The organism is Streptomyces sp. NPDC056948, assembly GCF_042674225.1.
In the GTDB taxonomy this organism is placed as follows: Bacteria; Actinomycetota; Actinomycetes; order Streptomycetales; family Streptomycetaceae; genus Streptomyces; species Streptomyces purpurascens.
This window is the reverse complement of the sequence record NZ_JBHUQX010000727.1, coordinates 1-2,371: the sequence shown is the minus strand read 5'-3', so window position 1 is coordinate 2,371 and position 2,371 is coordinate 1. Positions and strand designations below refer to the sequence as shown.

Sequence of the window (2,371 nt, the reverse complement as noted above, 5' to 3'; positions counted from 1 at the left end):
CTGGTCCAGCAGGGCAAGATCCTCTACGTCGGGTCGTCGAACTTCCCCGGCTACAAGATCGCCCAGGCCAACGAGATCGCCGCCCGGCGCGGCGGAACCATCGGCCTCGTGAGCGAGCAGTGCCTCTACAACCTCTACGAGCGCCGCGCCGAGATGGAGGTCATACCCGCCGCGCAGGAGTACGGCCTCGGCATCATCCCGTGGTCGCCGCTGCACGGCGGTGCGCTCGGCGGCGTGCTGAAGAAGCAGGTCGAGGGCGGTCGGCGCAGCGAGGGGCGAGCCGCGGGCGCCATGTCCGGCCCTGAGGTACACGCGAAGATCCAGGCGTACGAGGACCTGCTCGACAAGCACGGTCTGGAGCCTGGCGAGGCCGCCCTGGCCTGGCTGCTCACCCGTCCCGGCGTGACCGGCCCGATCGTCGGCCCGCGCACGGCGGAGCAGCTCGAATCCGCCCTGCGCGCCACCGAGTTGGATCTGAGTGAGGAGCTGCTGGCCGGGCTGGACGAGATCTTCCCGGGCCCGGGCCCGTCCCCGGAGGCCTTCGCCTGGTAGCGGTGGCGGGCGGCGCTCGGCCCACAGGGGCACCCCCGGGGGGAGCGCCGGTCTCCACGGCTCTGGGCTGAACGCACCCCCGTGGGGACGGCCGAGGCCGCTCGGCTTGGCTCGGCCCCAGGGCGTCGGGTACTACGCCGTAGCGAGTACCTGGACGGTGTCGCCCAAGGTGTCCGCCACTTCCTTCCACTCGGTGAGGGGGATCGTCAGGGGTGGCAGGAGCTTCAGTACATGCCCCGACCCCGAGGTCTCGGCGACGATGCCTGCGCGGAACAACGCCTCCCGTATCCGCTCGGCCGTCCCGGAGGCGGGGAATCTCAGTCCGCTCATCGCTCCCTTGCCGACGACTTCGGCGGCACCCACCGGGAGGGCGTCGGTGATGCTCGCGAGGCTGGTGCGGATCGCGGCGGTCAGTTCGGCGGCGTGGCCGGTGAAGTGCGGGTCGGTCCAGTGGTTCAGTGCCGCGGAGCCCGCCACGAAGGCGAGGTTGTGGCCACGGAACGTGCCGTTGTGCTCGCCGGGGGCCCAACGGTCGATCTCGCGTCGGATCAACAGCGCCGCCATCGGTAGCCCCATTCCGCTGAGGGACTTCGACAGGCAGACCAGGTCGGGGCGGAGTTCGGGTGCGTCCTCGAAGCTGAAGAAGATACCGGTGCGTCCGCAGCCCGCCTGGATGTCGTCCACGATGACCAACGTGCCAGTGGTGTCGGCGAGTTCACGGATCCGGGCCAGCCACGCGCGGGGAGCGGTGTGCAGTCCGCCCTCGCCCTGGACAGTCTCCAGCAGCACCGCGGCGGGCGGGGGCGTCGCCGCGCCCGGGCCGAGGGCGTGTTCCAGGGCGGCGAACGGATCGGGCTCGGCCGCGTCGCCGTACGGGAGGATCGTGACGTCGGTCAGAGGTACGCCCGCCGCGCCGCGCAGCAGCGGGGACGTCGTGGCGGCGAGGGCGCCGAGCGACGCGCCGTGGAAGCCTCCGGTGAAGGCGATCACCTCGGTGCGCCCGGTGACCTTGCGGGCGAGCTTCAGGGCGGCCTCTACGGCGAGCGTTCCGGCCGGTCCGGGGAACTGGACGACGTGGTCGCCGAGGCCGCGCTGCTTGAGGACGAGGCTGGTGAATCGCTCCAGGAAGTCGGCCTTGGCCGTGGTGTGCAGGTCAAGCGACTGCACCGGGCCGCCGGCCGCGAGGTAGGCCGTCACCCGTTCGACGATCTCGGGCGGGTTGTGACCGTAGTTGAGCGAGCCGGCCCCGCACAGCAGGTCGACATAGCGGCGCCCTGAGGTGTCCCACAGATGGTGTCCGGCGGCTCGTTCGAATACTACCGGGAAGTCGCGGCAGTAGCTGCGTACGTTCGACTCGTGACGTTCGAACACCGCGAGGGCCGTCCGGTCGGTCTCGGTCATGTCAGCACGTACCTTTCATATCGACGGCTCTCGTCACGCCTCTCGGGCCGACGTCACTTGAGGGGTCACTTGACCAGCACCGTTCCGTCGCCGGGACGGTGGTCCCGGGAACGGCGCAGGTCGCTGAAGGCGAAGGTCCGCTGGAGCCAGCGGTCACGGCCGTCGTAGCGCGGGGTGAACTCGGAACGGCCGTGCAGGGTGATCCGGTTGTCGACGACGGCGAGGTCGCCGGGGCGCAGCAGCACCCCGGTGTACGTGCGGTGCGCCACCTCGGCGAGTTCGGCGAGGGCGGCCCGGCCCTCGGAGGTCACCGTCTTGGTGGCCGCCTCGTCGAAGCACCAGTCGGGGTCGTCCGGGTCGCCGGTGAGCACGGCGTGCGCGGTGCCCTCGCCGGCCGGGCCGAAGGACGGCGGCGGCT

Annotated in this window: 3 protein-coding genes; 1 reads left to right on the top strand and 2 read right to left on the bottom strand. The window is 71.4% G+C overall.

All coding sequences use genetic code 11. From position 1 onward, the window contains the following. Positions 1–552, top strand: a 552-nt coding sequence (locus ACFTZL_RS44045; protein WP_382596018.1) for an aldo/keto reductase, incomplete at its 5' end; no start/stop codon positions are given. 132 nt (positions 553–684) lie between these two features. Here the strand turns inward: ACFTZL_RS44045 and ACFTZL_RS44040 are convergent. Both ACFTZL_RS44040 and ACFTZL_RS44035 read right to left on the bottom strand, forming a co-directional pair. Then, positions 685–1,953 (bottom strand): diaminobutyrate--2-oxoglutarate transaminase, encoded by a 1,269-nt coding sequence (locus tag ACFTZL_RS44040; protein ID WP_382596015.1) that lies wholly within the window; start codon positions 1,951–1,953, stop codon positions 685–687. Positions 1,954–2,018: 65 nt separating this feature from the next. Further along, a partial coding sequence (locus ACFTZL_RS44035) for a TauD/TfdA family dioxygenase (RefSeq protein ID WP_382596012.1) occupies positions 2,019–2,371 on the bottom strand: 353 nt, incomplete at its 5' end.